At 42.5% G+C, this 24348-nt stretch carries 21 protein-coding genes and 2 pseudogenes; 14 read left to right on the top strand and 9 right to left on the bottom strand.

From position 1 onward, the window contains the following. Nucleotides 1-459 precede the first annotated feature (459 nt). The 3 genes from V7K48_RS23080 (at nucleotide 460) to V7K48_RS23070 (ending at nucleotide 1626) form a co-directional block, all read left to right on the top strand. Nucleotides 460-882 (top strand): methyltransferase family protein, encoded by a 423-nt coding sequence (locus tag V7K48_RS23080; protein ID WP_335075710.1) that lies wholly within the window; start codon nucleotides 460-462, stop codon nucleotides 880-882. Between the two features lie 94 nt (nucleotides 883-976). Then, nucleotides 977-1285, top strand: a complete 309-nt coding sequence (locus tag V7K48_RS23075) for a methyltransferase (RefSeq protein ID WP_335075708.1) — start codon at nucleotides 977-979, stop codon at nucleotides 1283-1285. Continuing rightward, a complete protein-coding gene (locus tag V7K48_RS23070) occupies nucleotides 1285-1626 on the top strand; it encodes a methyltransferase (protein ID WP_335075706.1) in 342 nt (113 codons plus the stop codon). Before V7K48_RS23075 ends, V7K48_RS23070 begins: the two co-directional genes overlap by 1 nt. 44 nt (nucleotides 1627-1670) lie before the next feature. Here V7K48_RS23070 and V7K48_RS23065 read toward each other — a convergent pair. Together V7K48_RS23065 and V7K48_RS23060 are read right to left on the bottom strand one after the other, a co-directional pair. Then, a pseudogene (locus tag V7K48_RS23065) lies at nucleotides 1671-1907 on the bottom strand (ABC transporter ATP-binding protein); the annotation flags it as partial. Between the two features lie 59 nt (nucleotides 1908-1966). After that, nucleotides 1967-2333: pseudogene (locus V7K48_RS23060) on the bottom strand (ABC transporter); the annotation flags it as partial. A 197-nt stretch (nucleotides 2334-2530) separates the two neighbouring features. Here V7K48_RS23060 and V7K48_RS23055 point away from each other — a divergent pair. Beyond that, the gene (locus V7K48_RS23055) at nucleotides 2531-3148 is read left to right on the top strand and encodes a TetR/AcrR family transcriptional regulator (protein ID WP_335075704.1); all 618 of its coding nucleotides are present in this window, start codon (nucleotides 2531-2533) and stop codon (nucleotides 3146-3148) included. 223 nt (nucleotides 3149-3371) lie between these two features. On the opposite strand, the gene infC is transcribed toward V7K48_RS23055, so the two are convergent. Then, complete coding sequence (gene infC, locus V7K48_RS23050; RefSeq protein WP_335075702.1) at nucleotides 3372-3887, bottom strand: translation initiation factor IF-3; 516 nt, start codon at nucleotides 3885-3887, stop codon at nucleotides 3372-3374. 217 nt (nucleotides 3888-4104) lie between these two features. On the opposite strand from infC, the gene V7K48_RS23045 reads away from it, so the two are divergent. Next, nucleotides 4105-5448, top strand: coding sequence for a DEAD/DEAH box helicase (locus tag V7K48_RS23045; RefSeq protein ID WP_335075700.1), 1344 nt, complete (start codon nucleotides 4105-4107; stop codon nucleotides 5446-5448). A gap of 391 nt (nucleotides 5449-5839) precedes the next feature. Here V7K48_RS23045 and dnaG read toward each other — a convergent pair whose 3' ends face one another. Continuing rightward, nucleotides 5840-7783 (bottom strand): DNA primase, encoded by a 1944-nt coding sequence (gene dnaG, locus V7K48_RS23040; RefSeq protein WP_335075698.1) that lies wholly within the window; start codon nucleotides 7781-7783, stop codon nucleotides 5840-5842. Nucleotides 7784-7984: 201 nt separating this feature from the next. Here dnaG and tftA point away from each other — a divergent pair, with 201 nt between their 5' ends. Continuing rightward, complete coding sequence (gene tftA / locus V7K48_RS23035) at nucleotides 7985-9337, top strand: hormogonium tapered terminus morphoprotein TftA (protein WP_335075695.1); 1353 nt, start codon at nucleotides 7985-7987, stop codon at nucleotides 9335-9337. 199 nt (nucleotides 9338-9536) lie between these two features. Then, entirely contained in the window at nucleotides 9537-10031 is a 495-nt protein-coding gene (locus V7K48_RS23030) for a BsuBI/PstI family type II restriction endonuclease (RefSeq protein WP_335075712.1), read from the top strand. A 65-nt stretch (nucleotides 10032-10096) separates the two neighbouring features. Here the strand turns inward: V7K48_RS23030 and V7K48_RS35120 are convergent, their stop codons facing one another. Then, on the bottom strand, nucleotides 10097-10495 hold the full coding sequence (locus V7K48_RS35120) for a putative molybdenum carrier protein (protein ID WP_442949460.1): 399 nt from the start codon (nucleotides 10493-10495) through the stop codon (nucleotides 10097-10099). Between V7K48_RS35120 and V7K48_RS23025 the strand changes: the two genes are divergently transcribed. Next, the gene (locus V7K48_RS23025; protein ID WP_335075693.1) at nucleotides 10384-10629 is read left to right on the top strand and encodes a hypothetical protein; all 246 of its coding nucleotides are present in this window, start codon (nucleotides 10384-10386) and stop codon (nucleotides 10627-10629) included. The genes V7K48_RS35120 and V7K48_RS23025 overlap by 112 nt on opposite strands. Then, a complete protein-coding gene (locus V7K48_RS23020; RefSeq protein WP_335075691.1) occupies nucleotides 10593-10907 on the top strand; it encodes a hypothetical protein in 315 nt (104 codons plus the stop codon). The genes V7K48_RS23025 and V7K48_RS23020 overlap by 37 nt, the downstream gene beginning before the upstream one ends. Nucleotides 10908-10968: 61 nt before the next feature. Here the strand turns inward: V7K48_RS23020 and V7K48_RS23015 are convergent, their stop codons facing one another. Next, nucleotides 10969-12813, bottom strand: coding sequence for a tetratricopeptide repeat protein (locus V7K48_RS23015; RefSeq protein WP_335075689.1), 1845 nt, complete (start codon nucleotides 12811-12813; stop codon nucleotides 10969-10971). A gap of 653 nt (nucleotides 12814-13466) precedes the next feature. Between V7K48_RS23015 and V7K48_RS23010 the strand changes: the two genes are divergently transcribed. Further along, nucleotides 13467-15863, top strand: a complete 2397-nt coding sequence (locus tag V7K48_RS23010) for an FAD-dependent oxidoreductase (RefSeq protein ID WP_335075686.1) — start codon at nucleotides 13467-13469, stop codon at nucleotides 15861-15863. Between the two features lie 280 nt (nucleotides 15864-16143). Here V7K48_RS23010 and V7K48_RS23005 read toward each other — a convergent pair whose 3' ends face one another. Further along, nucleotides 16144-17436 carry an adenylate/guanylate cyclase domain-containing protein gene (locus V7K48_RS23005; protein ID WP_335075684.1) on the bottom strand — a complete coding sequence of 431 codons (1293 nt, stop codon included), beginning with the start codon at nucleotides 17434-17436 and terminating at the stop codon, nucleotides 16144-16146. Continuing rightward, a complete protein-coding gene (locus V7K48_RS23000) occupies nucleotides 17433-17630 on the bottom strand; it encodes a hypothetical protein (RefSeq protein ID WP_335075682.1) in 198 nt (65 codons plus the stop codon). The genes V7K48_RS23005 and V7K48_RS23000 overlap by 4 nt, the downstream gene beginning before the upstream one ends. On the opposite strand from V7K48_RS23000, the gene V7K48_RS22995 reads away from it, so the two are divergent. Both V7K48_RS22995 and V7K48_RS22990 read left to right on the top strand, forming a co-directional pair. Next, a complete protein-coding gene (locus V7K48_RS22995; protein ID WP_335075680.1) occupies nucleotides 17629-19230 on the top strand; it encodes a DEAD/DEAH box helicase in 1602 nt (533 codons plus the stop codon). The two genes, V7K48_RS23000 and V7K48_RS22995, sit on opposite strands and share 2 nt — an antisense overlap. Further along, nucleotides 19160-20374 (top strand): DUF790 family protein, encoded by a 1215-nt coding sequence (locus V7K48_RS22990; protein ID WP_335075678.1) that lies wholly within the window; start codon nucleotides 19160-19162, stop codon nucleotides 20372-20374. The genes V7K48_RS22995 and V7K48_RS22990 overlap by 71 nt, the downstream gene beginning before the upstream one ends. Before the next feature lie 414 nt (nucleotides 20375-20788). On the opposite strand, the gene V7K48_RS22985 is transcribed toward V7K48_RS22990, so the two are convergent. After that, nucleotides 20789-21481, bottom strand: coding sequence for a PD-(D/E)XK nuclease family protein (locus V7K48_RS22985; RefSeq protein ID WP_335075676.1), 693 nt, complete (start codon nucleotides 21479-21481; stop codon nucleotides 20789-20791). A gap of 744 nt (nucleotides 21482-22225) precedes the next feature. Between V7K48_RS22985 and V7K48_RS22980 the strand changes: the two genes are divergently transcribed. Beyond that, nucleotides 22226-22660 carry a hypothetical protein gene (locus tag V7K48_RS22980; RefSeq protein ID WP_335075673.1) on the top strand — a complete coding sequence of 145 codons (435 nt, stop codon included), beginning with the start codon at nucleotides 22226-22228 and terminating at the stop codon, nucleotides 22658-22660. A gap of 75 nt (nucleotides 22661-22735) precedes the next feature. Further along, a partial coding sequence (locus V7K48_RS22975) for a tetratricopeptide repeat protein (RefSeq protein ID WP_442949459.1) occupies nucleotides 22736-24348 on the top strand: 1613 nt, incomplete at its 3' end.

The raw sequence follows: 24348 nt of genomic DNA, 5'->3' as shown, positions 1-24348 counted from the left end.
CGATTGAATATGCTGCCATTCCTTAATAATCTTCTTTTTTACATCTTTTAAGTTTATGACTTTTGTGGCAGTTTTGATATCAAATTGCTGTAAGTATCCAATAAAGTAGGCAGAGCCAAGAGCGATCACTCATACCCAAGAGCATCTATTTTTGCAGTCCTTGAAAAATACTTATTTTACCTCAGTTCGACGTAATAAAAAGTTTGAAAACTAGACATAGTAAAGCTTATAGCAACACACGTCCATTTAACTTAATATTAATAAGTTATGATAAATGAGAATATATCTATTGATGCATATTTAGGCTCAGTGGTTCCTTCATCCATTGAGATGTATTGTGTTTTCATCTGCGATACGTGCAGCGTCAAGCCAGAGGCTTATCGCCCCCGTGGTCGGATATGATTGAGTTGTGGTTGTGTACACCTACAAATCCAAAACTTTGAAAAGAATTTGCAGAATATGAATTCACTCGAACCAAGTATAAGTACTGAAGTCCCTGCATCTGATGTTATGCTCCAGATGATTTCTGGCTTTTGGGTGTCACGGGCAATCCACGCTGCTGCTAAACTTGGTATTGCTGACTACCTCAAGGAACAGCCAAAGACAGTAGAGGAACTAGCTGCAATCACTGATACTCACGTGCCATCTTTGTACAGATTACTGCGTGCGCTTGCTAGTGTGGGTATATTTGCTGAAGATGACCATCATCGATTTGGCTTAACACCCTTGGCTGCTACGTTACAAACGGATGTTCCTGGTTCAATGCGTTTTTTTGCCATTTCCCAACTGGGACAAGCGCACTACTTAGGCTGGGATAACCTGCTACATAGTATCAAAACTGGCGAGATCGCGTTTGACCACATCGCTGGAATGAGTGTTTAGGAGCATTACTTTAAAAACTCCGAAGCTGGCAAGTTGTTTAATTGGTCAATGACAAGTCTAACAGCTTCCAAAATGGAAGCAATTATTTGCAGTTATGACTTTTCAGCATTCAACACTATTGTTGATGTGGGAGGAGGTCAGGGCAGTTGGCAGTTTGGTGACAAGCATCCTGAAAGCTTATCCGACTGTTAAAGGCATTCTCTTTGATATACCAACGGTGATAGAAGAAGCAAAATCTAGCCTGCTAACACAAGGTTTTGTAGACCCTTCGGGTGACGCTCTCTACGAGACGCTGCGCGTAGCTTGCTTCCCCGAAGGAGTACGCAAACTCGCTAACGCTGTGCTAACGCAGTCGCCTGCTCTGGGAAACCCTCCCGCAGCGCTGTCTCACCGCTGTACGTAGTGTCGGGGAACTTCTTTGAGTCAGTAACAGCAGGTGGTGATGCTTACCTTCTCAAGCATATCATTCATGACTGGGATGAGGAAAAAGTGATCGCTATTCTCAAAAACTGTCATCAGGCAATGTCACAGGATGGTAAACTCCTGCTGTTTGAGACAATAATTCCGCCTGGGAATGCACCTTCTTTCGGTAAGTTGCTTAACCTGAATATGCTAGTTATGACTGATGGACACGAACGTACAGAGGAGGAATATCAAGTGCTACTGCAAAAGGCAGGCTTCCAACTTACCCAAGTTATTCCAACCCCGTCACCAATTAGCATTATTGAGGCGCTAAAAATTTAGAGGACAAAGTTTAGCCCAACTTCCCCCGGCAGATTTAATCATTCCTAACTGGCTGCAACAACAGCACGGTCATTTACTAACTTCCCATCTTCCATGTAGACGATGCGATCGGCAATATTTAGAATACGATTGTCATGAGTAACTAAGAGAATGGTAAAATACTGTTCTTTAGCTAGGGCTTGCATGAGGTTGACCACATCACGTCCCGATTTATTATCAAGGGCGGCGGTGGGTTCATCCGTTAAGACAATTTTAAGACGACCAACTAGAGCACGAGCGATGCCTGTGGCGGGCTACGCCTACGCAACTCTTTGTTTTTGTCCCCCAAATAAATCATCAGAGAATTCACATCTGTAGAAAGAACTTGGTAGACGATAATCACGCCTACTATAAAGCCCATTCCTACACCCAAACTAAAGATAAATCTGATGGCTGTATTTTTTTTCCAATAATCTGTTTCAAATTCGATAAATTCTGCTTTCGTAAATACTTTAACATCATCTAAATGAGATTCTAAAGCTGCTTTCACCTGTTTTACGTCATAGCCTGGTTGTAATTGAACCAAACCTAGACTGACACTGCTGGCTTCTCGCTTGGGAAATAGCCGCAATAAATTCTGGTCGCTGGTAATTACGGTTCCCATCAGCCGCGAAGGAAGCATCGATTGAAAATAAGCCGCTGATCGTAATCGTCCGGTGGTCAATTTCAAATGGATTAGTTTAGTAAAGAGGAAAAAGTAAAACTCACCAATTAAACAATTTGCCCTGCGTTACACGCCAAAATTCTGAAGAAGAGGAGATGGGGATCAAAAAAAGTGGAAGTGAGAGAAAAAAATAACTTTTGCCTCCTGCCTTAAATGCCAATTAACTTATTAAAATTCTTTATAAGAGAGGATAATTAATAAATGGTACGGATTAAAACTGACGAAGTTGATCGAGATAATTCCGTTGATAAAGTGGAGCAAATTCTGCAAGGGGCAATGCAGGAGTTCCTCCAAAATGGCTATGCTGGTACAAGTATGGATCGGGTAGCAGTAGCAGCGAGTGTTTCTAAAGCGACAGTCTACAGCCACTTTCAAGATAAAGAAGGACTTTTTAAAGTATTGATAGAGTACTTGGCACATCAGAAGTTTAACTCTCTCTTTGGTGCGGAACCGATGGAGGGAGAACCAAAAATCGTACTGTGCCAATTAGGAACCAAATTATTAGAACAGATGAATAACGACCAGGAACACAGTGCATTTATGCGAGTGTTAATTGGGGAATCTGGTCGTTTTCCGGAATTAATTCAGATTTGTGTTCGGGCGATGATTAAACCAATGTTGGAAACGCTCAATCAATACTTGGCTGCTCACCCAGAACTGAATATTACTGACCCAGAGGCAACAGCGAGGATTTTTTTAGGCACATTAGTTAATTTTCATGTTACTCAAGATGTGATGCATGGGAGGAATATTATACCAATGGAAAGCGATCGCGTGATTGATGCCTTGACACATCTAATCACTAATTGCGCCGATTGATTGGCTATGTCTCGGCGCTTGTTCGCTTGGAAGGTCAAAGTAATTCATAATAGATAATTAATAATTCATAATTATAATCAGTGGTAGCTCACTACTCTCCACTGTCTTGTTGAGCACTAAATTTTTGATTTAGTGTGGACTGCTGTACAGTGTCTTTAATAATTATGAATTATGAATTAGTAATTATTCAGTCAAATACATCCTTTAGCGATCGCAAGATTAACTAGGCAGGAATGACTTGAACAATTAGTGAACGTTTATCCAGCGACTGGACTTTACCTACTTGACTGAGATCATTTGCAATTCGGTCTAGCAGTTCTCCCGCTTTGTCACGATATTGATGTTCTCGACCTCGTAAACGGATGGCAAACTTGACTGAATCGCCTTTACTCAACCACTCACCTGCTTGTTGGATGCGTAAATTGTAATCAGCCACACCCACGTTTAGACCGAACCGAACTTCCTTTACCGTGGGTCTAGCACTCTGGCTCTGACGTTTTTTCTTTTGATACTGAAGCTTGCCATAGTTGAGAATCTTGGCGATTGGAGCGTCTTTGCCTTCGGAGACTACAACTAAGTCAAGCTCTAAGCTTTCAGCTAGCTGTAGCGCCTCATTGGTGTCGATCAGACCACGATTGTTATTCTCATGGTCAATCAAGAAGACGCTAGGTGACTTGATTTGTGAATTAATCAGTTGCTTTTGGATTGCGATAATGAATTTCTCCCAATTGTTCAACACTTTACTTTGTAAGCAAGCAAGTAATGCTAATTTAACACAACACTGAATCAGAGCAACTTTAACGACACAATCGACTGCAATCTGTTAGAATGCAGAGCGGCGGCACTCGCTCTCAGTCTTTGCGCTATTGCCCATCCAGCCTTTCAATGACTTTTTATCCGTCCGCCTAAGACTGACGCCGCCATTGGCGACAGGCCGATGTTATTTTTGGAGTTTTATGTCTTTTTCTACTCTCGGCTTGTCCAATGAAATTATCCGTGCCGTTACCGAACGAGGATACACCGAACCCACGCCAATTCAGATGCAGGCGATTCCTGCCGTATTGTCAGGTAGCGATTTGCTAGCTGGGGCACAAACTGGCACTGGAAAGACCGCTAGTTTTACCCTGCCGCTCCTGCATCGGTTGTCGTCCGACAAGAGCATCAAAGGTACGTTTAAGGGATACCCGCCGATCCGGGCACTGATTCTCACCCCGACTCGCGAACTCGCCGCACAGGTGGAAGAAAGCGTGCGCGAGTACGGCAAGTACTTGCAGCTAAACTCGATGGTGATGTTCGGCGGAGTCGGTATTAATCTACAAAAACAGCGTTTGAAAGGCCGAGTGGATATTCTAGTCGCTACTCCAGGGCGACTGTTAGACCACGTACAGCAGGGCACAGTGAACCTATCGCATATTGAGATTTTGGTGCTGGATGAAGCAGATCGGATGCTGGACATGGGCTTTATTCATGATATCCGCCGCATCCTCTCACTTCTGCCCAAACAACGACAGAATTTGCTATTCTTCGCTACTTTCTCAGACAAAATCAAAACACTCGCTGCTGGGTTACTCAATCACCCAACGATGATTGAGGTAGCACGCCGCAACGTTACTGCCGACACGATCGCCCAGAAAGTTTACCAAGTAGACCGTGACAAGAAACGCCAATTACTTTCTCATCTAATTCGGCGAGATAATTGGTATCAAGTGTTAGTGTTTACTCGCACTAAGTATGGCGCTGATCGTTTGGTTAAACAGTTGGGCGAAGACCGCATTCAAGCACTGGCAATCCACGGTAATAAGAGCCAACCGGTGCGTACCAACGCTCTGGCAAAGTTCAAGAATGGCAGTTTACAGGTACTGGTGGCCACGGACATTGCTGCTAGAGGTCTTGACATCAGCGAACTGCCACATGTAGTTAACTTCGATCTGCCGAATGTACCGGAGGATTATGTTCATCGCATTGGTCGCACTGGTCGTGCTGGCGCGTCAGGTGAAGCCGTATCGCTGGTATGCGTTGATGAATACCCTTTATTGGCAGATATTGAAAAACTGATTGAGCAACGCTTGCCGAAGGAAGTGGTCGCTGGCTTTGGGCCCAACCCCGATACTAAGCCCGAACCGATCCCAAATGGACGCCAACATAGACCCAAACCCGGAGGTGACAAGCGTCCGGCCCGTACTGCTAAACTGTCACCACAGACATCGGCTAAACGTAAAGCAGCGCCACCTGCCACGAATGGCGATCAGCCTCGTACTCGTTCGTCCGAATCACGCCGATCTGCTAAACGCGATCGCTGATCTTCTATTAGCTGTTCAATAAATTGATGTTTCACAGGTTCTGGAAAACCTCGTTTCAGTGGTTCTCTACGGGTGATCTGCAAAGTTTTTGAGAGAGATTCTTAAAATGGGATCACCAATGCAGCTTAGAAAAATCAAATTCTTGCTGATTGGTAAAGAACTTTATTGTAGTATAAATGTAATATTAAATTATATTTCATTTAGGATTGCTATAGGTTGGGCATGAGTGCAAGGCTACAACAACCCTGTGATCGAGACTGACCTTCTAAAGGGTTTATTGTTCTTTCTTGGCTTTGCCAGTCGGCATTTTACTGCTGTTTAGCATAATACTCATTTAATGCTCAAAGTTGGTTATTCAGTTTTTAATGAACTGATATCTAAGTATTTTACTCTACAATAACTCTGTGATCGAAAATAGCCGTTGTCGGTCTATTTTCTGAAGCTTGATTTTTTCGGCGTAGAAAGCCTGATAATAAGATTGATATCGCTCTGGTTCAGCTTCTGGATCAGTTTGTTGCCATAGTTCCAAAAAGTGACGATAGCGTTTTTCAAGCATCACCAAATCCATGCAAGCGATCGCAGCTTGAACCACCTGCGGAGTCCGAAGTATTTCTTTTTGGTTTTTTTCATCCACATGAAACAAATGGGAAATTAACCCCATCTCACTGCCAAATTCTAAAAACTGGTCTTGTAGGCGGGAAATTAAATCTGCTGGAGACGCAAAATTTTCCGTCTCTCCATCACCGGATGAAATTTCTAAAATCTGTTGCCATAAAAATCGGTGGTGGGAAAGGCTAAATTGCAAATCTCGCTCCTCTAGTTCGGCAATAATCGCTTGACGCTGTTCAGGACAATGCAAGTAAATCCGCAATAATAACGCCTCTGCGTGTTCTAAAAGGCTGCGTTCTGTGGGGAGTGGAGAGAGGGAAACTTTGCCATCTCCCCATGCTTTCTTAGCTGACACCGGCTTAGTGTATGTAGCCGTAGCCGGAGCAATTTGAGTTAGCAGATTTTCGACTCGTAAGGGTATAAGTCTGGTATCTCCCAAGCTGAGTATTTCTGCACAGTAGGAAACGTAATAGTTTCGTGTATCACTGTTAGCTATATTTTTAAGTAATTTGACTAATTGCTGAGTTACTTGCTGAAAATCAGTAGCCTGTTTCAAGTCGCGGTCTTGAATAATTTGCTGAATCTGCCAATCTAACCAAAGTGGCGCATTTTGTAGCAGTTCTCCATAATCTTCTGGAGTGTGACTATACAAGTATTCATCAGCATCTTTACCATCGGGTAAATTGAGAATCTTTAGCTGAACTTCGCCCTTGTATGCTAATTCAGCAATTTCACCGATCGCCCGTTCGGCGGCATTAGTTCCGGCTTTATCAGCATCAAAGTTGAGTACTAATTGTTTCGATTCGGTGTAGCGTAATATTAGCCGCACTTGTTCTAAGCTTAAGGCTGTACCGAGTGAGGCGACGGCGTTATTAATACCAGCGGCGTGGAGAGCGATCGCATCAAAATATCCCTCTACCACCACCGCTTGATCGGCTTGGGAAATCCCAGCTTTGGCTTGATCGAGAGCAAATAATGTTTTACCTTTACTAAAAAGTTCCGTTTCTGGTGAATTCAGATATTTAGGTTGCTCATCAGTCAGGGTTCTACCACCAAAGGCAATGACGCGTCCTTGGACATCACGGATGGGAATCATCAGGCGATCGCGAAATACATCATAATAACCGCCCCCTTCTTTGCGTGGCTTAATCAATCCCGCTTTTTCTAGTATTTGTGCGGGCAAACGTTTATCTTCCACTAGATAGCGATGGAGGGTTTCCCAACCTGCGGGGGCATAACCTAAACCAAATTGCTGTATTGTTTCTTCTTTGAGTTGGCGGTTAGATTGCAAATATTGAATTGCCTTTTGCCCTTGTGATTGTCTAAGGGCGTGTTGATAAAACTGGGCAGACGTTGCCAGAACTTCATACAACTGCTCACGCAAAGATAACTGACGCTGTAATTCTTGGCGTTGTTGGGGTTCTAGGGTTTGCACAGGTACTTGGTAACGCCGGGCTAAATCCAGCACCACATCAGCAAAAGAACGCTTTCCCAACTCCATCACAAACTTAATCGCATTTCCCCCAGCTTGACAGCCGAAGCAATAGTACATTTGCTTGGTTTGACTAACAGTGAAACTGGGAGATTTCTCATCATGGAAGGGGCACAAACCGACAAAATCCTTTCCTCGTTTGCGTAAAACTACGTATTCCGAGACGACATCTACAATATCAGCCCGTAGTTTAACTTCCTCGATTGTGTCTGGGTGCAAGCGCGGGATTTGCATATTTAGTCATTAGTCACTTGTACTGAGCGTAGTCGTTGGTGCAGCCTCTCCAAGAGTTGTTTTGGTCATGAACTTTGAAAAAAGGACAAAGGACAAATGACAAAGGGCTTCTGATGGCTATTATATTCTTGTTGCCGTTGCTAGAACAAGAATGATGTATAGAATTGTTCACACTTAATTTTATCAGAGGAAATACTGAGAATGGGACGTATTTTTATATCAGCGGCTCATGGAGGCAAAGAAGCTGGAGGAATTGATGCAGGTGCGATCGCAGGTGGTACAACTGAAGCTAAAGAAATGATTTTGCTGCGGGATTTGATTGTCACGGAACTGAGGGCGCGGAATTTGGAAATTTTGGCGGTTCCTGATGACTTGAGTGCCGCCCAAACTATCACCTGGATCAATTCCCGTGGTCGCCGGAGTGATGTCGCCCTAGAAATTCAATCTAATGCAGCTAACAGCCCTTCTGTGCGCGGGGCTAGCGTCTTTTACATTGTTAACAATAGCGATCGCAAGAGCAATGCTGAACAGTTGCTAATAGGGTTGTTGCGCCGCGTACCTCAATTACCGAATCGGGGAGTCAAACCAGACACAGATAGTGGATTGGGTAGTTTAGCATTCTGTCGCCAGACAACGCTTCCAGCTTTGGTGATGCAAGTGGGGTTTCTCAGCAATCCAGAGGATCGGGCTTTGCTGCAAACTCGTCGCCGCGATTTTGCTTTAGGAATTGTCGATGGATTAGCAGCTTGGAGTCGGGTGATTGATCCCACTCCTGGAACTCCCGCAGAACCAAATTATCCGGCAATTAATATTAATATTAATGGGCAAAATTACTCAGAGCAAGGAATTTTAGTTAATGGTAATGCTTACATCCCTATTGATTTAGTAGACCTTCTCCGGATTGACCTTTCAAAAGCAGCTAATGTCAATCGGATTATTTATCACAAAGTAGTTTATGTCAAAGCGATCGAACTGCGAGATTTTAATGTTGCAGTCAATTGGGATGCTGCAACTCGTACTGTCAGCTTGCGATCGAATTTAGTGGTTTGTCCTGGTCAATTTGAGCGGGTGATGTCGAACGGTAATACTTCAGAAGTGCAGTTACAATTATTCCTCAGAAACAATAATGAAAATGCTTTGGTAAAGTTTCCTGACATCCCCAAACTTTATCGGGAAGAAGCAGGTATAGAGGGAGTTAACTATGATATTGCCTTTTGCCAAATGTGTGTAGAAACTGGATTTTTACGGTTTGGTGGCGATATTAAACCTGAGCAAAATAACTTTGCCGGCTTAGGTGCGATCGGTGGTGGTTCGGAGGCTGCATCTTTTCCAAGTGCCAGAATTGGTGTGAGGGCGCACGTCCAACATTTGAAAGCTTACGCTAGTTTAGAACCCTTGGTACAAGAAGTCGTAGATCCAAGGTTTCGCTTTGTCACACGCGGGATTGCGCCATTAATTGATCAGCTATCAGGACGGTGGTCAGCAGATTTGGATTATGGTGTAAAGATTTCAGCAATGCTCAAACGATTATATGAATCAGCCGGACTTATTTGAGTGTTGAGTAACTTATCCTAGCAATTTTTAGGGCGTTAGCTTTCGCCTCTAGTTCAATTTATTTTGAGGATGCAGTAGAGATTTGTTATGCAATTTCCTAAAGTTTAAGTAAGTCGGTGAGAAAAATTCAATGTATATGAAGCAATATAAATTTGAAGTATAAGTAGGGTGTATGATACTGTAGGCTAACGCACCTTGAATTGTTGACGGTACGTTACGCTACATTAAAACTTTATCGCCAGGTGGTCAGAATATTCTGATTGAAAAAAGTATTAATGATTTTGCCCCTCGTTTTACTCCTAGTGGAAAGCTCATCTATGTTGGTGATACAGATGAAAAGTTCGCCCACTTTGATGAAGCAGCATTGGCAGATTTGGGCGTTAATATCGATTCCCACGGCAAAATGCCAGATGTGATTATTCATTTCACAACAAATAACTGGTTGGTGCTCATTGAAGCTGTAACCTCACATGGCCCAATTAATCCTAAACGGAAGAAGGAACTTGAAGTCTTATTCAGAGGTGCCCAAATACCTCTGGTAATGGTAACAACATTTCTCAGTCGTAAGGCAATGGTGGCATATCTGGCAGAAATTGCTTGGCAAACAGATGTTTGGGTTGCTGAAGATGCAACTCATTTGATTCATTTCAATGGTGAATATTTATTGCAGGCTTACCAAATAGAAAAGAAGTAAACTTCCTGAATATACCTGAGTTCGACGTAAGAAAAAGTCTGAAAACTAGACAAATGTGTTTAGTATTACGACTCCAAAAGATGCTTAAGAACATATCGGGCACGGTTATAAATAACACCTGGGCGTGAGCTTTCTCGTGGACCAGCAACATTCAAAATGCGAATGTTGTGCTCTTGAATCCAACTCCAGAAACGAGCAGCATCATTTCCACTGAACGACAGCGCGTTAATGATGAGGACGGGGCGATCATACTTATGCGCTAGGTCAGCCGTAAGCTTTGTTCCTCCTTCAAGCGATCCATACGCGAGGACGAGCGTCCCGTCTGAATCTCGAACGTTCCACTCGGTACGTAATGCATAGTCTGTACTCGTTGTCTCTTGAAGCGGGTATACAGGTGGTATCTTTCCATCCTCTGCAAGCCGCCCCTTTGGACACCATCCACGAACTGGTAAAAAAAGTGACAAAGCTGTATCGAGCGCAGCCCTGTCAACTCCTGTCTGACCTCCAGTTACAACCCAAAGCCGTTGATGAGACGATATTGACTCTCGCTTCTCGGATGATGTGGCGACCGGAAGTGCGATCGCTTTACCCTGCATAGCTTCTGCAACGATGAATAATGCAAGTACAACGCCTCCAAGGCTCGTGATGACGTTGTTAACTTCCATGTGTAATAACATTTCCTTTCACGTTTGGGTGCAACCTTTAATGACAAATAGCTCTATTTTCAATATCTCACTGTCATACGGAATGCACCTGCATTATCAGAGAAAAACACAAGTGGCAATGACGACTTATATGCTGAAAGTGAAGCTGACTTTTGGCGTTATCTTTTTCCTGAAAAGCGATCGCATTTCTTGCTTTTCTCCTCAAACTTGAAGTCGCTGAACAGCAAAGCTACAATATTTGGGAGCATTTTTACCGGAATCAAATTACTTGTTTACATATCTCCCTTATATTCTTCTAACAATTGCGGAATATGATCATATCCATCTACACCGATAATCGCAATGATTTTAGGGCGATGTTGCTGTAATAATTTTTGGAAAGCTTCTGCCCCGATTTGTCCTTGTAAAATTGTCAGTAACCCTGCTGGTTGACGCCACTCACTAGAAGCTATTTGCTCTAAAAGATACATTCCCAAGCAGCCTGTGTAAACAGTTTTTTCCGAATTTTGTAGATGATAATAAGCTTCTGCTAAATAAGCTAAGTTCCGCCCTTGGAGATACAAATCACCGGAAACTTGCGCTGTTTTAAAGCCATCTTCGAGATATTTAATTGCACTTTGGTGTTGTCCAATTACGAGATAGGCAATTCCTAAGCTACTGACACATAAGGCTTTACTTTGAATATCACCTAATTTTTCTGATAATTTTAAACCTTGTTCCAAATAATTAATTGCAGCTTCATAGGTTTCGGGTTCTAGGTTTTCTAGTTCCTGAGCTTGCATGACTTCGCTATAACCTAAATTTACCAGCGCGTTTGCCTCTCCTGTGCGATCACCTGCTTGCCGACTTAGTATTAATGCTCGTTGACTGTAGTTGATTGCCTCAGGATAATTTTGCTGTTGCACGTAGGTACGGCTGAGGTGGTTGAGATTGGCAATTTCACAGGGGCGATCGCCTGCATTCCTGGCGATCTCCAGCGCCTGCTGATGAAAATCAAGTGAGCGCTGATATTCTCCCAAAGCACGCTGTGAATAACCTAAAAGTGTCAAAATCCGCGCTTTTTCTTGGGTTCCCTCGCCTCGTCGTAGCGGTTCATCCAAATAATCGAGGGCATCTCGCAAATAAGTACCAGTAAAAGAGGCAAAAATCCCGCCATAAAAGGGAAAATACGGACGCTGGGCAAAGGTTCGCAAAATCTGGAGCATAATTTGAGAACAGGCATCGCCGTACACTGTCCCAATGCTGCCAAAACCACTTGCTAATTGACTCCAAATCACCGCAAAGGTCAAAAAAGTGGAAATGGACAACTTTGGCCCGGCTTTAACATCGTAAGCTTGTTGGTCAAACCAGTTAATTAGTCCTCGTTGCAAGTACTGTAAAATCAATGCCATTTCCACCCAATCTCTGAGGGTGATCCCCCGTTGTCGCTGGGCAAACTCAATTGCCGATTCTTCCATAGCCAAGGTGCGAAGCAGTGCTTGGGGTAACTCACTATTCAGTTGTTTAGCCCAACTTGCCCAAGGGCCACGTTCTCCGGGTACCCCGCCAAATCCCAAAGATTCTTTTTGCTCGTACATCCAACTAAGCAAGTTGTCTTGCAATCGCTGCCAAGAAGCTAAACCACGGGTAATACCTTCAGAAAATTGTTCTAAATCAGCATCTACCTGAGCAAATTGCTGTAATGCTTTTGACAATTGCTGTAGCTGTTGCAAATTTAGCGGATACTTCTGATTGGGGTCAGTAACCCGGATAAATGCCGCCAGCCGCTCGTCAGCAGGGGCTGTGGTAATTTCTGTAACTGCGGAGGCGATCGCTTCTGTGGCTTTGTTTTGCTCTTGCCAGCGTTGCCATTGACTTTGAATGGTTTTAATCGCTCTTAAACTCCGAGTCGCCTTGCCTTTCTTGAGTTCGTCTTTTTCACTATCTATTTGGCTTTGGAGAGCATTCAGGCGATCGCTTAAAGCCAACTCAAAGACTTCCCCTGTACCGGAAGTGATTCCTTTAAGCAGCATTTGATACACCATATCAACAGAGCTAATTTTGCCCTTGAGGGTGGTTTCGACAATTTCATCGATTAAGGCAAGATAGCGATCGCGCAATGGCAGAGATTCTGACACTTTGGCTATTAAAGAACGTCACGTCAATTCTAATTCTAGTCTTGACAGAGGCGCAGGAGTAAGGAAAATCAGGAATTTCAGTATTTCAAAAGTTTTCCAGAAGCTTTATCAGCCCTTCATTTCAACTAGGAAACGCAATTTGCTGAAATCAGCTGATGATTTCTTGCTTATTTACCTCCGTTCTGAATGGACTTTCCTATGAGCGCAAATACTCACGATCTCCAGCCTTAAAAACATTGGCTGAAACCCTTATTTTTCCAGCTAATTTTTCGAGATACTGAAGTTTTTGAAGTATCTTAACTGTTTTATTCCTATTACTTTATTTATAAAGAATAACAATATATCCAAAAGTAATTATTATCTCTAATAGTAATTTTTAAAACTCAGTAAGTATTATAAAAAGTTATTTAATCCCTAAGGAATAGCTTTAAAACCCTATTAAGCGCGAGTTAAATGGGCTAGCAATATGATACCTCCTGTTTTTAGGTTAATAAAAATACTTTTAAAATATCCTATAAGTAATACTTGTAACAAATGTCAAATAATCAGAAGTTGTTAATCCTACACCAACCCCTAAAGCACCCGATTTAATATTATTAATGGGCAAGTTAATGCATTTATTTTGTACTGCAAAAAAATAGAGAGAATCTTTAATGAGTAACCTATTGCCGGATAATGATCTGAAAATTTTAGTAATTGGGGCGGGAGTAAGTGGTCTAACAACCGCTATCTGTCTGAGAGAGGTAGGTTTTAGAGTTGTGATTGTTGCAGATCGTTTTGCCCCAGATTTAACCTCTATTGTGGCAGGTGCATTGTGGGAATGGCCACCAGCAGTCTGTGGTAGTCATGGTGCTCCCAGATCCCTGGAACGCTCTAAAAACTGGTGTATGACTACCTATAATAAATTTAAGAAAATACACGCAGAGTTTGGTTCAGAAGAAACAGGACTTTATTTGAAGGATGCGTATTTCTATTTCAAAGATGTTTTGGAAAATCGACCTACTGAACTTCGTAAAATGAATGAGTTGAAGGATAAGGTTGATGGATTTGAAAGAGGCTTACAGATTGTCAAAGAAACGATTGATTTGAGTTTTAAAGGAGGTATAAAAGATGCTTATAAACACATGGCTCCGACGACAAACACTGATGTCTACTTGAAGTGGTTACTTCAACAGGTAAAGGATATTGGATGTGAGATCATCCAAGAAAAAATCACTGTCAATGTGGTTCAAAATGAACAGGAACTACTTCATCGTTTTAATGCAAAGGCAATTGTTAACTGTGCTGGACTAGGTTCAATCGCAACTACAGGGGATACTTCCATGTATCCCTTAAGGGGCGCACTTGTCAGGGTTAAGAATCTCGGTGGAGTTGTAACAGACGCTCATTGTATTTCCCATGAAGAATCTTCTGCAAATGAACAAGACATCGTTTACATAGTTCCTAGAGGGGATGATTTGGTGGTCTTGGGAGGATTAACGCAGCAAGACCAATGGAGTACAGACTTATCTCTTGAGGTTCCAATTATCCGACAGATGTATGATGGCTGTTTGGAGTTTCTACAGGAATTAAGAGAACTCCCACTAGATGAAAAGGAGCCTGTTAGGACTGGTTTACGACCATTAACAGAAGAAAATGTTTGTGTAGAAAGGGTTTTAAATACACACGTATTTTATAACTATGGACATGGAGGGTCAGGAGTAACTCTGTCATGGGGATGTTCACAAGAAATTGTCCAGTTGGTACAAGAAATGCTCCGCGAGGAGGCAAATCCAGTTGCCTTGGACAGTAGTAAGATAGATCGCAATAAGCAGACTGTTTTTGTGCTGCATGATATGCTTCCCAGCAAAACTGATTTTAAGCATATCCGAGATAATAGAAATCTGGTTTTACTCTGTAGTAGGGAAGGACTCAGTAAAGTTATACCCTCCCAGTATCAGCACTTGGATCTTGTGCGGATTGTAGAACCTTATAGTTTAGAAAATCTGCTCCAAACCTATCAACAGATTAAGACTGATTATAAACTTTTGGATGACAACTGTCGGATTGTTACCAATGATGAGTATTCAATGCTGTTAGCTGCACAGTTGCGTGAAGCTCTAAATCTGGTAGGCGATCGCCCAACAATGATCCGCCAGTTTACCGATAAGAGTTACCTCAAATCTACCCTCAAAAATTCCCTGATTCGGGTACCAAAGTATCTGATTTTTGCTCAAGACCAATACCGTAAAGAACCAGTTTCATACTTAAAGTTTGTTCTAGAAGAACTAGGTAATCACATCTTTATCAAACCAGTTCTCGGATCAGGCAGTGAAAAAACTAGAAGAATTCATACTGTTGATGATTTGAAAGTCTGGTGTGACAGCAATGTAGATTCAGATGAAGAATTTGAATTCAATGAATTCATTAAAGGTCAACTATACAATACAAGTGTTGTCATTAAAAATGGTCAATCTTGTTATTTTGCTGCTTGCAAGCAGTATCGACCTAATGATGAGTTCATTTATGGTTATCAAATCGGCAATATTGTTGTTAGAGAAGAAGATCTAGAATTTCATAAACTTTGGCAATTTTCAAGTGATACGTTACAAAGTTTAGAATACGGTTACCCCAAAGATGGTGTACTTAATATTGATTTCTTCCTAGAAGAAGGTAGCGAAGAACCGATTCTGATCGAAGTAGCTGCATGCACCCCTGGAGGGCTTGTATCAAGAATGTTTGACATATATCAGGGGGTACGTCTAAACGAGTTACATCTCCAATTACAGATTGGAGATTCCCCTGACATTATTCTTAAGGATAGGAATGAGTGGAAGTACAGTGCTTCCTCGATTCATCCCAAGCAGGACGGTGTTGTTACAGCAATTGAGAAGCCAATTCTTGAAAGTGATGTGGAAGTTTATTGGCAGATTTATTTGGAACAGAGACTGAAAGGATCACAAAGTACGAGGGATGTTGCCATTGCTATTATTTTGAGCAATCATGACTTTTCAACCCTTCAAGGGGATTATGAAGTAGCCAATTCTACCAATTTCTACAATATTGAGTAGGCATTGAGAGAGTGACTTAATTATTGCACCAAAATCAGTTAAAGCAGTTCACTATCTCATATTATGTCCGGGTAATTAGTTATGATTTCCACAGTCATTCCACCCTTCCTTGCTTGCGGTGAGGGGAGACAAAGCGTCGCTTTGGCAGGGTGGGGTTCTTGAAGTTTAATAAGTAATCAAGTGGACATGATATCAGAGGAATGCGGATAGCGATCGCCAAAGTTTTCTTTAGTCTACTGAATTTCCAATCAGGAATTACAGGAGATATTTATTAAGTTTTTCAATTAATTTTTTTGAGTAGATAAGTCATCATTTCACCTTTACCTTTAACCTGAATTAAACCTCGTTTCTCCAATAAGTACTTATCTTTTAAAAGCTGATAACTTGTTTCACAAACCTGGATACTACCTGCTATCCCATGTGATTCCATTCTACTAGCTATATTGACTGTATCTCCCCAAAGGTCATAGGCAAACTTTTTCAGCCCAATCACCCCTGCGACTACTGGCCCTGTACTAATGCCAATACGGATGCAAAAGGATTGGTTATTTTCTTCATTAAACGTAGCTATAGCATTTTGCATATCCAAGGCCATGTTAGCTATTGCTGGAGCATGGTTATTAGACTGATTTGGCAAGCCGGCAACAGCCATATATGCATCGCCAATGGTCTTGATTTTCTCTACTCCATGACGTTCTGCCAATTGGTCGAACAAACAGAATATTGTATTTAATAACTCGACTAATTTCGCAGGAGATGTCCGAGTTGAAAGCTCTGTAAAGCCAACAATATCGGCAAATAGCACTGTAACTTCCAGAAAGCTATCAGCAATAGTTGTATATTGTTGTTTTAATTGCTCTACAATCATCTCTGGCAGAATATTTAGTAGCAGCATTTCTGATTTTTGCTGCGCTAGTTCCATTGCCTTACGGGCGTAAAATTCTTTTTTTCGCAAGCGTTCGTATAAATAGACAGAGAAGACACAAATTATGCAAGTCCAAAACAAGTATAAATCCTGCTCTATGTAAAAAGCAGATGGATTTTTTAATATAGGATTGTATAAGATATATAAAATTAAATAGCAAACTATTGTTCCAATTTGCGAAATTAAATGTATCCACCATTGCACTGGAACGATTGTAGCCTGAGTAAGAAACATCAGAGTCCAAATATTACTTCTAGGTTCTAGACTATTAAACAACAAAGCTATATCAATTTGGACAGCACAAGTTACAGACCAACATAAACTCAAAAAAATTAAATTTGGGTAACGACGACCTATAGAGGTTTTACATAATCCCCAACAAATCAGCGTGAATAATTCTACTAAAATACCGATTTTAAAGGCGTATATCTTGCCTTCTAATTGTGAATTTGCCCAAAGAAAAAAAGCGATCAAAGTCAAGCCAGCTACCAGGATAATCTGCGCCTGCAATTGCAGCCGTTTCAGCAGAAAGCTCTGTCGCTGTTCTTTGTAGGATTCGGCAAGGTTATTGTTGGTTTGCCGATAGGACATTCCGTGACTAATAAGCGCATCTAGTTGTGTTTTGTCTGAGTTACTTGGATGAATCATGCACTTTTTGCGTTATTAGTAATCAAAGGACTAGGGAATGGGGCATAGCGAATGGAAATAATTACCAATGACGCCACTTGCTTCTCCTGTCGGATACGCTGCGCGAACAACCAGGGGAACCCCGGCAACGCAGTGGCTCCCCAATGCCCAATACCCAATGCCCAATGCCCAATTGCCCAATGCTCTATACTCATGGCTCGTACCCCTACATTAAATTTTGATCGTGGCACATTAATTTTGCATCCACCACCACGGGGCAAAGGTTGGATGGACTATGCCACATGGGATGATAGAGTTGAAAAATTCCGCATTCCAGCAATTAGATACCGATCGCTAGTGGAAGCACTACAAGCGGAAGATGTGAATTTTATCGATGAGGCGAAGCAATTTTATCCTGTAGATTTGGTTCCCAGTCTGGAAATGGAACCCTATCCCCACCAGACTGAGGCGCTAGCTGCTTGGAAACTGGCGGGTAGACAAGGGGTTGTTGTGCTTCCCACGGCGGCGGGAAAGACTTATTTGGCACAAATGGCGATGCAGTCAACGCCGCGCACGACGCTGATTGTGGTGCCAACTTTGGATTTAATGCATCAATGGTATGCACATTTGGTAGCAGCTTTCCCTGATGCTGAGGTGGGATTGCTGGGAGGTGGTTCGCGGGATAGAACAGCTATCCTAGTTGCAACTTACGATAGTGCAGCAATTCACGCCGAGACGTTGGGGAATCAATATGGGTTGATTGTTTTTGATGAATGTCATCATTTACCGACAGATTTTAATCGGGTAATTGCTGAATATGCGATCGCACCTTATCGCCTGGGACTCTCCGCTACACCGGAACGCACCGATGGTAAACATGCTGACTTAAATATCCTGATTGGCCAAGAAGTATATCGCAAACGCGCTGAAGATTTGGCGGGGAAGGCGTTAGCAGAACATGAAATTGTCCAAATTAAGGTAAAGTTATCGCAACTTGAGCGGGAAAGATACAACCAGTTAATTCAAACGCGCAACGACTTTTTGAAGCAATCCAAGATTTCTTTGGGGAGTCTTCAAGGTTGGCAAATGTTCGTGCAAATGAGTGCGCGATCGCAATCTGGACGGAGAGCTATGTTAGCGCACCGGGAAGCGAAAGATATCGCTTTGGGTACTGATGGGAAGTTGCGAATTCTGGTTAATTTATTGGCAGAACACTATCCGGCAAGAATTTTGATTTTCACTGCTGATAATGCGACGGTTTATCGCATTTCTCAAGAGTTGCTAATTCCAGCAATTACTCATCAAACTCCTGTAAAGGAACGGCATGAGATATTAACAAGGTTTCGAGAGGGTAAATATAATACTTTGGTTGCTTCTCATGTGTTGAATGAAGGTGTTGATGTGCCGGCGGCTTCGGTGGCGATTATTTTATCGGGGACGGGTTCGGCTAGGGAGTATACTCAGCGGTTGGGGAGGGTTTTACGGAAGGGGAATATTGAGAATAAGCAGGCGATTTTATATGAGGTGGTGGCGGAGGATACGAGTGAGGAGGGGACTTCGGCTAGGCGAAGAGGGGAGAGGAGAGACGAACCGCAGAGGCGCGGAGGACTCAGAGAGGAGGAGGAGAAAGGGAAGTTACAGGTTGTGTATGGGAGTGGGAAGGAAAGGAGTGTGAAGGCTGCGGAACAGTTAGAAATTAATTATTCGAGCCGAAGTCCAAAATCTAAAATCCAAAATTCAGCAGATGTTACCGACAGACTTACTGATGCATCGCCAAACCGGGGAGGAGATCATTCCGAAGAGACTGAAGATTGATCAGAAAACTTCGGAGTTGGCGATTGAGTTAATTAATTATTTTCAATCAGCGGTGGGGAAGACTCAGGGTGTGCTTGAGCGACAACTGACTGATTTTGAAGGAGATTCTACAGATTATCGGGTGAAGCGGGGATTAGCTTATATTCTCAAAAGCAGTTTTTGCACTTTTGAGGTGATTAGTCCTTTGGAGCCACAAATGTTAAGAGAACGGGTGTTTTCATTGGCTTCAAAGTCTGTTTCTAGTCGGGAATCAACACAAGTTACTTTAAGTAAAGTTGCTGATGAGTTAACTCAAGAACTTGAACGGGAAGTTTTACTAGAACAGGTTCGGAATGGACTATATGCTGATTTATCTGAAAATAAGATTTTAACTGTTTTTGATGCCCCAACAGCGCCAGATTTGTTAAATCGATATAACTTATCTCAAGTGCAGGGTGTATTTTATAAAGCCAGTCAACTTGTATTAAATGCTCACCGGAATGTTCCGGGTGAATATAAGCTGTTGTTTCGCTATCTGAAGTTGTTTCAATTGATGGCTTATATTGAGGGTGATGCTGACCACGGGTTTACAATTACCATTGATGGGCCGACGAGTTTGTTTAATCCTAGTACGCGGTATGGGTTAGCGATCGCTAAACTTATTCCTGCTTTACTTCACGTTACTAAATGGAGTCTTTCTTCCATTCTCCAAAGCCGTGACGCTTATACAAATACCTGGAAAACTGGACGTTTCACCCTCAATTCCGAATGTGGTTTGGTATCTCACTATCCACCAGGAAAGCCCTACGATAGTATGCTAGAAGCATCCTTTGCTGATAAGTGGGATGTGTTGAAAAGTGGTTGGGCGTTAGAACGAGAAGTTGATTTGATCCCAATTCCCGGTAGTGTGATGATTCCTGATTTCCGCTTGGTGCATTCTGATGGACGCACCTTCTTATTAGAAATTGTCGGTTATTGGCGACCTGAATATTTACAAAAGAAGTTTTCTCAGGTGCGGCGGGCTGGACGTGACGACTTGATTTTAGCAATTTCCGAGCGACTTAATTTAGAAAAGGCGGGAGTAAAATTAAATGATGTTCCCGCGAGAATTGTTTGGTTTAAAGATAAGTTATTGCCGAAAGCTGTGTTAGCTGTGATGGATTGATTAAGGAGAAATGAGATGAAAAGTATAGAAACAATTATACACAAGTCAAATTACCTCCCTTAATCCCCCCAATATATTGGGGGGAAATAAGAAAATCTGGTTCCCTCCCCTTTATAAGGGGAGGGTTAGGGTGGGGTAATTCGAGGACTAGTAGTGATTCGATAACTTGTGTGTAAACCGTAGCCTAAAAGGAGAGAGGCTTTAAATCTTACTCCCCAACGCTAGTAGGGAAGGGGCTGTTCTTGTTAGGTCTGTATTCCATGCAATTGAGAACCGCTATATTTTAGTTTATGCAAATTTAGCGTTATCGCCATTTCATGTACAAGCGACAGAACGACTGCAAGCGCTTGCAGAACAAGGTATTGATTTATGGATTAGTCGCCAAACCTTTCAGTAATTGTCCAATCTCACTGACTAACCCCAAACACTTCTGCGTTCCCAAAACTGGGCGACTCTTTTTTCCCACTGCTCCCAGTAATCTTTGATGACTGCTGATTCAAACCAAAATACCTCAGCTGGCATTTCTGGAATCGCTACTACCAACAGAGCGTGCTTTAGCTGAATGCCATAATCTTGATAATACTCGTTAGCTGCTCCTATGTACGCTGTAAGTTGCAGTGGATGTTCATATAAATGCTCAATTGAACCTTTGGGTTTGTCTGCTGTTTTCCACTCGCAAATACAGGGAATACCTTGATAGCTGGCAATACAATCAACTTTGCCAGAATAGCTCAAATCATGATGAAAAACAGAGCCTTCCACAAGTCTAACTGTATCGATTTCTTCTAAAACTGGCTTAATACTCTCCCAATAAGGGCGACTTGCTTCGGAACAAACAGGGTTTTGACCAAGGAGGTAGCGCTCAATTTGCTTATGTGTTTGAGTTCCCCGACGACTAGCAGATGTAGTAATGCGGGTAGCTTCTTCTGTTCCAATACGCGTTTTCCAGTTTAATAATCTGTCTCGGTCTGCTTGTGATTTAGTGGCATTAAGAATTGTAGTAACGCTGGGAAAGCGATTTCCCTTGGCATCTACATAATATTGTTTACCATTTTCTCTCTTGGATGTGGCATTAATGCGTGGTAGCAGTTGGGTATCAAATTGCATCAGTTGGTGTGTTAACTTTGAGATTCCCTCAAGAAGGAAAGTGAATAAAATCCCTTTCTATTGTAAGGAATGGGGTTGGGGGTAAGGGTTTGTTACAGTAGAAAATGTAACTTTTATCGGTTATTCCTTCAAATCATCCGCCTCTATCTCCTGTAATTCCAGCAATTTTTGGCGTAGGCATAGTTCAACTCTGGCATCGCTTCACCTCAAAGTAGTAAAATTCAAGCTCTCAGCCTCAACGTTCAAGCTAAAAGGTCGAAGTTCCGAGCTAAAAGGTCGGAGTTCCGAGTTAAAAGGTTGAAGTTCCGAGTTAAAAGGTTGAAGTTCCGAGTTAAAAGGTTAAAGTTCCGAGTTAAAAGGTCGAAGTTTCGAGCTAAAAGGTCGAAGTTTCGAGTTAAAAGGTTGGAGTTCCGTGTTCAAAGGTCGAAGTTCCGTGTTTATTTTTTTAACGAACCGCCAAGGACGCATTCGCGTAGCGTCTCCTAGAGAAGGACGCAAAGAGAAGGAAGAAATGTTTAACAGAACTGTATTGCGCCATAGGTTATAAACTGATTAATAGCTAAAGTCTTCTAAAGAATACTGAGAAAAGGTTTGAGTCCACTTGAGTGGACTTGGGCTATTAGCTTTGCGATTGATTGCAAGGCGAGATAGGGGGTTAATTGCTAAATGTATGTGATATATTTCCGAAATAGACAGAGCTACATTTGTATCTCCCAGTGCAATGTCGTATTTTATTACTAAATTATGGAACCTGTAACACTGACGGCTGTTGCAACAGCGATCGCTACTATAGTTTTAACTAAAGCCCTAGAAAAAACTGGCGAAAAGCTTGGTGAAGCTGCATTAAATAAAAGTCATGAGTTAATCGAACAGCTACGTCATAAAAATAAGTTGCCCTTGTTAGCAGATGCGACACAGCAAAATCCACAGCAGCCATTAGATTATGGCAAAGCAGTGCTGGAGTTGAAAGCAGCAGCAGAAGCAGATACTGAAATTGCTCAATCTGTGCGGGAAGTGGAAGCAGCCGCAAATGCTGATCCCCAAGTAGCACCGAAAGTCCAGGCGTTAGCAAATGAGCTAAACTCGCAACCAGCAACCGTCATTAATTCTACAAAGTTAGCTGACTCTATTAGAACCGTCATTCAGGGAAGTACTTTCACTGGCCCTGTTCAATTCTGACTGTACTCGCCTGAAGAGAAACAGGTAAAGTCAAATCTCTCAACTGAAATACCGCAAAATCTTCCCCTGAGTGGGGTGGTGAAGTTTGTTGGACGTGAAAACGAACTGCAAACCCTGCACCAGATGTTGCAGGAAAATAATCAGGTGGCGATCGCAGCGATCGCAGGCATGGGTGGACTGGGTAAAACAGAACTGGCCTTACAATATGCAAAGGCTCACCGTGAAATTTACAAAGGTGGAATTTGCTGGTTGCTGGCAAAGGCTGGAGATGTGGGCATTCAAGTTGTGCAGTTTGCCAGAACTCAGCTTGACTTAAACCTACCAGAGGATTTGGATTTACCCGCGCAAGTGCAATACTGCTTTCGGCTTTGGCGCGAAGGTAATGTGCTGCTAGTATTAGACGATGTTGGAGAATATCAACAAGTTAAGCCTTATCTACCTTCGCCATCTTCTCGATTTAAAGTGTTGATTACCACGCGCCAACACTTAGGAGCATCTATAAAGGAATTATCTTTAGATGTATTGCAACCAAAAGCAGCGCTGGAGTTATTAAAGTCATTTTTTAAAGAAACACCACAGCGAATTGAGCAAGAATTGGCTGTTGCAAATCAGTTGTGTGAGTGGTTGGGATATTTGCCTTTGGGTTTGGAATTAGTTGGCCGATATTTGGCACGAAAACAAGACCTCTCTTTCACAGAAATGTTGCGACGGTTGGAGAAAAAGCGACTAGAACAACCCGCCCTTATTAAACCAGAAGCCGATATGACAGCACAAGGAGGTGTATTAGCAGCCTTTGAGTTAAGTTGGCAGGAATTAGAAGACAGCGATAAGCAGCTTGGCTGTTTGCTGAGTTTATTTGCCGCCGCACCTATAGCTTGGAAGTTGGTGGAACAGTGTTTACCAGAGTCAGACGAGGAAGAGTTAGAGGAAATTAGAGATGATACTTTGCTGAAACTACATTTGCTACAGCGTAAAGGTGAGGGAATTTACCAACTGCATCAGCTGCTAAGAGAGTTTTTTCAATATAAGCTTACAGGTTTAGAACAGGCAGAAGAATTAAAGCGATCGCTTTGTCGGGTAATGGCAGCAGTTGCCAAAGATATTCCTGAAGACGCCACCCTTAAGCAAATTACTGCTGTTTCCCCTGCCATTCCTCATATAGCTGAAGTAGCGAATCATCTCATTCAATACGTCAGCGATGATGATTTACCTTGGCCTTTTGAGGGCAACGCTACATTTTATAATGCTCAAGGTTTATATAACCAAGCTTTACCCTGGTCGAAACAATGTCTAGAAGTCACTAAAAAGCGCTTGGGTGAAGAACATCCAGATGTCGCCACTAGCCTCAACAACCTCGCATTACTCTACCGTGACCAAGGCAGATACAGCGAAGCCGAACCCCTTTTAATCCAAGCATTGGCACTTAGGCGCAAGTTGCTGGGAGAAGAACATCCATTTGTCGCACAAAGCCTCAACAACCTTGCATTTCTCTACCAATCCCAAGGCAGATACAGCGAAGCCGAACCCCTTTTAATCCAAGCATTGGCGCTCAACCGCAAGCTGCTGGGAGAAGAACATCCATTTGTCGCACAAAGCCTCAACAACCTCGCATTACTCTACCGTGACCAAGGCAGATACAGCGAAGCCGAACCCCTTTTAATCCAAGCATTGGCACTTAGGCGCAAGTT

This window comes from Nostoc sp., from assembly GCF_036919615.1.
Lineage (GTDB): Bacteria > Cyanobacteriota > Cyanobacteriia > Cyanobacteriales > Nostocaceae > Nostoc.
This window is presented reverse-complemented; position numbering and strand designations above follow the sequence as displayed.